This window comes from Aeromonas australiensis, assembly GCF_000819725.1.
In the GTDB taxonomy this organism is placed as follows: domain Bacteria; phylum Pseudomonadota; class Gammaproteobacteria; order Enterobacterales; family Aeromonadaceae; genus Aeromonas; species Aeromonas australiensis.
The window spans coordinates 1-6,798 of record NZ_CDDH01000066.1; the positions used below are offsets into that span (position 1 = coordinate 1).

The 6,798-nt window shown below is 57.7% G+C and carries 6 protein-coding genes and 1 pseudogene; 3 read left to right on the top strand and 4 right to left on the bottom strand.

Features of this window, described 5'->3' with window-relative positions; all coding sequences use genetic code 11:
- Positions 1 to 183: pseudogene (locus BN1117_RS19055) on the top strand (sugar ABC transporter substrate-binding protein); the annotation flags it as partial.
- 71 nt (positions 184 to 254) lie between these two features.
- Here the strand turns inward: BN1117_RS19055 and BN1117_RS11000 are convergent.
- The gene (locus BN1117_RS11000; protein WP_040097342.1) at positions 255 to 1,055 is read right to left on the bottom strand and encodes a GNAT family N-acetyltransferase; all 801 of its coding nucleotides are present in this window, start codon (positions 1,053 to 1,055) and stop codon (positions 255 to 257) included.
- Between the two features lie 329 nt (positions 1,056 to 1,384).
- Between BN1117_RS11000 and metF the strand changes: the two genes are divergently transcribed.
- Entirely contained in the window at positions 1,385 to 2,275 is an 891-nt protein-coding gene (gene metF, locus BN1117_RS11005; RefSeq protein WP_040097343.1) for a methylenetetrahydrofolate reductase, read from the top strand.
- Between the two features lie 69 nt (positions 2,276 to 2,344).
- Here metF and BN1117_RS11010 read toward each other — a convergent pair whose 3' ends face one another.
- Positions 2,345 to 3,409, bottom strand: a complete 1,065-nt coding sequence (locus BN1117_RS11010) for a DUF3103 family protein (RefSeq protein ID WP_040097345.1) — start codon at positions 3,407 to 3,409, stop codon at positions 2,345 to 2,347.
- Between the two features lie 137 nt (positions 3,410 to 3,546).
- Positions 3,547 to 4,707 carry a benzoate/H(+) symporter BenE family transporter gene (locus tag BN1117_RS11015; protein WP_040097348.1) on the bottom strand — a complete coding sequence of 387 codons (1,161 nt, stop codon included), beginning with the start codon at positions 4,705 to 4,707 and terminating at the stop codon, positions 3,547 to 3,549.
- Between the two features lie 118 nt (positions 4,708 to 4,825).
- On the opposite strand from BN1117_RS11015, the gene BN1117_RS11020 reads away from it, so the two are divergent.
- Positions 4,826 to 5,395 (top strand): helix-turn-helix domain-containing protein, encoded by a 570-nt coding sequence (locus BN1117_RS11020; protein WP_040097349.1) that lies wholly within the window; start codon positions 4,826 to 4,828, stop codon positions 5,393 to 5,395.
- A 16-nt stretch (positions 5,396 to 5,411) separates the two neighbouring features.
- Here BN1117_RS11020 and BN1117_RS11025 read toward each other — a convergent pair whose 3' ends face one another.
- Positions 5,412 to 6,608 (bottom strand): NnrS family protein, encoded by a 1,197-nt coding sequence (locus BN1117_RS11025; RefSeq protein ID WP_040097351.1) that lies wholly within the window; start codon positions 6,606 to 6,608, stop codon positions 5,412 to 5,414.
- Positions 6,609 to 6,798: the final 190 nt, after the last annotated feature.

Below are 6,798 nucleotides of genomic sequence, written 5' to 3' on the forward strand. Positions count from 1 at the left end.
GCCCCTGCCCCTGCCCCTGCTTCAGCGCCGACGACTGAGGTGTCCGCAGCTCCCGCGGCCAGTGAAACCCCTGCCGTGGTGGCACCCGCAGAACCCGTATCAGCGGCCGCTGCGCCATTACCGGCATCCCTGGATGAGCTTGAGCAGGCGCTCTCCAACGAGCTGGAAGCTCCGCAGCAATAGGTCATTGGCATCAATAAAAACGGGAGGCATCAGCCTCCCGTTTTTATGGCTTGCAGCCAACATGTATCGCTTTATTGTGCTTCGTGGGGCCAGCGGCAGAGGCTGCCGATGCGGGCAACCGGGGCAAACCCCAGAGAACGATAGATTCGCTGGGCATGGTAGTGCTCGTCAGCCACTATGATCAGCTGTGTGGCGCGGGACAATCCTGCGCGAGCCACTTGACTCAGCAGCTGGCGGCATAACCCCTGATTGCGCCACGCATGGTGCGTGCGTACCAACTGGAAGCGGCCAAGTGTGCCGCAAAAGAAGAGGCCACAGCTGGCGACCAGTTGCCCCTCTCGCCAGATCCCCCACCAGTCTCCAAGCCCATCGGCAATCATGGCCTGATAGAGCGTCTGGCGGGATCGCAGATAGGCAAGGTAGTTTTGCTCCGAATGGCCTTCATCACGTTCGTGTAGCTCAAACTTGATCCACTCTTGCCAATCCTTCGCTGCGAAGGACCGAGCCTGAAGGCCGTCCGTTTCTCCGTAATGGGTTTGGCAGCTCTGCTGGTCCAGTGCCAACACCACGCACTCCATATACTGATATCCCGTTGCGACAAATCCCGCGACCCGACTGTTTTGCCCTGCCGCCAGTGGCCATTGAAAGGTGCGGTGGCGCACTCGAGGATCCTGGCCGATCAGCTGATCGAATGCGGCTTCCAGCCAGCCTTTGTCACGGTCGCTGGGTGGGGTAGGGAGAAGCAGGTAGTTGCCGAAGTAGTAGTCGGGAGCATCCGGTGTACGAACCGCCCAGAACTGATCGTGCTGAACGACCTCGCCCTGATAGCGATCGAACAGCAAGTCGGTGGCAAAGCCGGGGTGGGTATCCATGATGGTGCTCCTGCAAAGACTCATTCTGTTATCGGCAGGAGTGGGAAATAGATGAAAAGGGGCCGGAGAAACCTCCGGCCAAACAATCACACGCAGATTCAGAACGTCCAGGACGATCTGCAGCCATCATAACTCGGCTGGGGCAATTTTGGGATGGGCACTTTTCGGTTACGTACCGTTAATTTTATAAATATGACGTTCGTCAGATCGGATGTGAGCTAAATCCCTGTTGACTTTGTCTTCTTTTACTCATAAATATAAAGACGTTTAGACGTCCAAACATCCGTTTTGACGTAGGCAGATGGATTGCAGGACAGGGAGAAGAGCAGATGGGATTTCACAGTGCACGTCAGGTTGAGGCGCTCAATCAGAGCTTGGCAGATTTGAATGACGATATATCGGTCAGTTTCGAGTTTTTTCCGCCCAACAGTGAAGGGATGGAGAATACCCTCTGGCAGTCCATCGAACGGCTGAAAGTGCTGGAACCCAAGTTCGTCTCCGTCACCTATGGCGCCAACTCTGGCACCCGTGATCGCACCCACAAGGTGATCAAGGACATCAAGGAGCGGACAGGCCTGATTGCGGCGCCGCACCTGACCTGTATCGATGCCAGTCGCGACGAGCTGCGCACTATTGCCGGCGACTACTGGAACAGCGGTATTCGTCACATCGTGGCTCTGCGCGGTGACTTGCCGCATGGGCTGGAGAAGCCGGATATGTATGCCACCGATCTGGTTGCCCTGCTCAAGTCAGAGGCGGACTTCGATATCTCGGTTGCTGCCTATCCGGAAGGGCACCCGGAGGCCAAGAGTGCGCAATCCGACCTGCTCAACCTCAAGCGCAAGATTGATGCCGGTGCCAACCGCGCCATCACCCAATTCTTCTTCGATGTGGAAACGTATTTGCGCTTTCGGGATCGCTGCGCCGCCATCGGCATTGATGCCGAAATCGTGCCGGGGATCCTGCCTGTCTCCAACTATCAGACCCTGGCCAAGTTTGCCGGTTTTACCAACGTGAAGATCCCGCGCTGGATGCATCAGCGTTTCGAGGGGCTGGATAACGATCAGATGACCCGCAATCTGGTGGGGGCGAGCATCGCCATCGATCAGGTGCGCGTGCTGAGTCAGGAAGGGGTGAAGGATTTCCACTTCTATACCCTGAACCGCTCCGAGCTGACTTATGCCATCTGCCATACCCTGGGGGTTCGTCCCAAGGGCTGATCAGTGCTCACCGCGATAAAAGCAAAAAGCCAATGAGTTGCTCATTGGCTTTTTCGTTATGGCCGATTATCAAGGTCTGGTCGGGGCGATCTCTTTTGGTTCAAGATCGATAACCGCATTACCGGCAGCCCCCGGATACTGGCGATAGACCTGATCCTGCTCCAGTGTGTAGAAGGTATCCAGATAGTCGTCGTTGTTGGTCATCCAGGAGTCGGGCAGTGCCTTGACGATGCGACCGCCGAGATCGAGGAAGGGCAGGGCTTCCGGCACGCCACCCGCAGTAAAGCCGAGTTTGAGGGCTTCAATCAGCAGGGCGCTCAGCTCCTTGTAGTTGACGTTGTCATCCTGCTCCATCATCACCACATCGACAGCCCCCCAGCGATAGCGATCCCAGTAAACCAGGATCTGGTTGGGGGTGTAGTCTGTGTTGTCATAGTCGAGGTAGGGCATGTCGACAATATCGACCACTGGCTCATCCCGGCTGGGATTGACCCCTGCGACCACTGCATACACTTCGGCTGCGCCGAGCAGCCAGGGCTCCTGATCATCCTTCAGTCTGATCTTTTTCAGGATACTGGTCTTGAGTGGCGCCGTGCTGGCCACCACTCGCGGGGCGCTTTGCAGATCCGCATCGGCCAGCGCTTTGCGCATCACCTTCAAGCCTGCGTTCTTGGCTTTGACGGGATCGGCTTCGACTACCAGAACCGGCCGGGCCGGTGCCTTGTCCACATCCAGATAGACGGGATTGCCAGCGCTATCGAACGCTTCAATGGCGCTCCAGCTCTTCTCATCTCCACTCGGAACATAGGCGACCAGCGGTTCGACGCCCTGTTGCAGTGCTGCGGCCTGATCGGGATTGGCTAGCCGCAACTGCATCAGTTGCTTGACCTCGCCATCCAGTCCCTGCCGGCTGATGGCCGCCTGGTTGGCATCGCTCGCCTGCCGCTTAAGGCGCGGGCTGGCCTTCTGTAGCAGGTTGGGAAGCGGGCTCTGGTATTGTTGATTGCTCAGCAGGGGCAGCAGGTCTTTCTGCTGCAGTGCGAGCTGGCGAGCCAGCTCTCGATCCGTACCGGCAGCCTGGACGCTCGTAGCACCCAGTATGGCCAGCAGTAACAAGACAGCCTGATTTTTCATTTTTATACTCCGTTGTATGGAACCTGACAGGGCACCATGTCCGGGAAGATTGGTACCCTGACACCACTAAAGGGTAATTAGTTTTATCTGTGAACTAATTTTTCCGGATCTTGCGCAGGCCATCACGGGTTGAGGTTTCATTGATTTCTTTGTCGATAAAAATGAAGGCGGTGCAAGGCAAGTCCAACCAACAACCCCCAGCAGGCTGCCGCTATGCCGAGCAGGCTGATCCCGGACGCAGTAATGATAAAGGTGAGCAGCGCAGCTTCTCGCGCTTCATCCTGTTGCAAGGCCGAGTGCAGGCTGCTGCCGATGGTACCTAACAGGGCCAATCCGGCGACGCAGGTGACAAGGGCTGCCGGAAAGGCGCTAAACAGAGCCGCGACGGTCGCGCCGAAGCAGCCGGCCACAAGATAAAAGCAACCCGCCCAGACCGCAGCAGGCCAGCGGCGTTTGATTTCTGGGTCGACCTCTTTGCCCATGCAGATGGCGGCGGTGATGGCGGCCAGATTGAAGGCATAGCCGCCAAAAGGGGCCAGCAGCAGGCCGGTCAGGCCGGTCCAGCTGATCAGCGAGGAGGTAGCAGGCTGATAGCCATGGGCCCGCAATATTGCAATACCCGGCATGTTTTGCGATGTCATGGTGACGATGAACAGCGGCAGCGCGATGCCAAACAGAGCATCAAGGGAGAAGGCTGGCCATGTCCAGACCGGGCTGGCGAGCTGCCAGTGCAGGGTGCCCAGTTGCAATTCCCCCCGCACGCTGCAGATAAGCATCCCTACTCCCAGTACCAGCACCATGGTATAGCGGGGCCAGAGATGACGACCCAGCAGGAAGGCCAGCAGCAGGGTGCCAAGCAGCAAGGGATCTTGCGGGGCGACCTTGAATAGATCCAGCCCGAATCTGAGCAGCACGCCAGCCAGCATGGCGGCAGCCAGCGGAGCCGGAATATGTCTCATCAAACGGTCGAACCAGCCGCTGATGCCACATAGAGTGATCAGCAGGGACGATATCACAAAGGCGCCGATGGCTTCCGCCATAGTGAAGTTGCTCAGCGTGGTGATCAGCAGTGCCGCGCCCGGGGTGGACCAGGCGGTCAGTACGGGCATACGGTAATAAAGGGAGAGGCCGATGCAGCTCACCCCCATACCGATCCCCAGCGTCCAGAGCCAGGAGGCAACTTGGGCAGTATCAGCACCTGCTGCCGTGACGGCCTGGATGATCAGGATGACGGAGCTGGTGTAGCCGACTACCACGGCGATAAAGCCTGCGACCAGATGGGGGAGGGCGAAGGGCATGACTCTTCCTCTTGGCGTTGTGACGCGCTGTGCGTTATTGCGTACAATACAGCTTTGACTATATCGCTGTGCGCTATAGCGCACAATGGCGTCGTGCAAGAGTGATAAAGAGGCAGTTATGCAAGAGATGAGTCAGCATCTGGCTGCTCGACTGAAGGGGCTGCGCAGCGAGCGCGGCTGGAGCCTGGATGCCGCCGCGCGCGAAACGGGTGTCAGCAAGGCGATGCTGGGGCAGATTGAGCGGGGAGAGTCCAGCCCAACGGTGGCGACGCTGTGGAAGATAGCCACCGGTTTTCGAGTCTCATTTTCCAGTTTTATTGAGCCCACACCCGCCGCGCAGGCAGAGGTGCTCTATCGTACCGCCGATGCCATTCGCCAGCAGCCTGCGGGAGAGGGCATGCAAGTGGCCCCCCTCTTCCCTTATGAAAACCGGTTTGGCTTCGAATTGCTTGAATTGACCCTGTTACCGGGTTACCAGCGTGAGTCCGAGCCCCATGAGCCGGGAGTGACCGAGCATGTCATCGTCATCAGCGGCATGATGGAGGTGCTGGTGGCAGGAGAGTGGCGCTCACTGGTGCAAGGGGAGGCGCTGCGTTTTGCTGCCGACCGCCCCCATGGTTATCGCAATCTGGGCATAGCCCCGGTGATCTTCCACAACCTCATCCACTATCCGTTGGCAACACCCTGAACATGTTCCGCAGTCATCAACCCGGTCGACCATCTGCTCTGGGGCGGATCAGTATCGGGGAATAGACCCAGACAAACAGACCATAGGCAGCGATCCAGGCAAGCGCGCTGAGGTTCCAGCCATGCAGGGTATAAGCAGGCCAGAACAGCGGAATCGCCACCCGCATTGTGGCGGCGGCGATAACCAGGGCGAATGCGCCAGTGATCCTGCGTCCCACCTGCAAGGCCCGACCGCTATGGCCGAGGGAGACTCGCGCAATCATGCCCAGGATCATGGTGCCCATACAGCCAGCGCTGAGCAGGTGACTGGCCATCGACAGCGTGATGGGCAGGCCAGCGCTATGTGCCGCAAGAGCGAGCAGGCCAAGAGGGATAAACAGATAGGCGAGATGGAGTGACCACAGCAGGGGATGCGCAAGGGTCGATGGAAGATGCCAACGCAGTTGTCGCCATAGATGCAAACTCGCCGCCACTATATAGAGAGGCACTATATATATGCTGGTGACCCATTGGGTGGGGAGCAGCAGCCAGCACAGCAATATAAGCCACAGTGCCGCGAGCGCCACCCGTTCCAGCCAGAGCTGAGGGGCGGTTTTCTCCTGACCGGTTGCCCGGGCGGTGAAGAACGGAATCACCCTTCCACCCATCACGGCGATCAGGGTGGTAAACAACAGCACAGTGGTGATCAACAGGTGCTCAACGGTGGTCCAATCGGCCTGCCATAACCAGCTGGCGCCATTGAGCAGGGTCAGTATCAGCAGCAGGGGCACGAAGAAGAGGTTGCGCCATTGCCGGGTTATCAAGATAGGCTTGGCAAGGAACCAGGCGCAAAGCGGCAACCAGAGCAGGTCTGCCACCATCAGGAGCCTATTCTCTTCACCCAGCCAGGGTAACAAGGTCCTTGGCAACATCCACAACCCCACCACCATTGCCAATGGCCAGCTTCGAACACCGGGATGGGCCGTCCAGTTCTGCACCGCGGTGAGCAGAAAACCCGCGACGATGGCAGCCCCGAAACCAAACAGCATCTCATGACCATGCCACCAGATCGGGTTGGCAATCCTGGGCAAGGTTAGCCAACCGTTGAGCTGCCCCAACCAGAACAACATGGCGACGGCAGCAAACAGAGCCCCGAACAAGAAGAAGGGTCGAAACCCCAAGCGGAACAGCGGGACGATTTGCTCTTCCTTATGGCTATCGAGGATTTGATGCATGAGGGCACTCCAATTGAACATTTGAGATGGCAATTATAAATTGGCTTTTCAAATGTTCAATTTAAATCCGGCAATAGTCAGGGTTGGTGCCATTTTGAGCAAAAAAAGAGGTGGTTGCTTGATATCTGAGCGAACGAATTTTTTTGCTGAAAAAGCCCTTGTCATCCCGGCGCGACTCCCTATAATGCGC

Excerpts from the sequence above, each read along its gene's own strand:
- BN1117_RS11000 (WP_040097342.1), bottom strand. The coding sequence starts at position 1,055 with ATGGATACCCACCCCGGCTTTGCCACCGACTTGCTGTTCGATCGCTAT.
- BN1117_RS11020 (WP_040097349.1), top strand. The coding sequence starts at position 4,826 with ATGCAAGAGATGAGTCAGCATCTGGCTGCTCGACTGAAGGGGCTGCGC.
- metF (WP_040097343.1), top strand. The coding sequence starts at position 1,385 with ATGGGATTTCACAGTGCACGTCAGGTTGAGGCGCTCAATCAGAGCTTG.
- BN1117_RS11025 (WP_040097351.1), bottom strand. The coding sequence starts at position 6,608 with ATGCATCAAATCCTCGATAGCCATAAGGAAGAGCAAATCGTCCCGCTG.
- BN1117_RS11010 (WP_040097345.1), bottom strand. The coding sequence starts at position 3,409 with ATGAAAAATCAGGCTGTCTTGTTACTGCTGGCCATACTGGGTGCTACG.
- BN1117_RS11015 (WP_040097348.1), bottom strand. The coding sequence starts at position 4,707 with ATGCCCTTCGCCCTCCCCCATCTGGTCGCAGGCTTTATCGCCGTGGTA.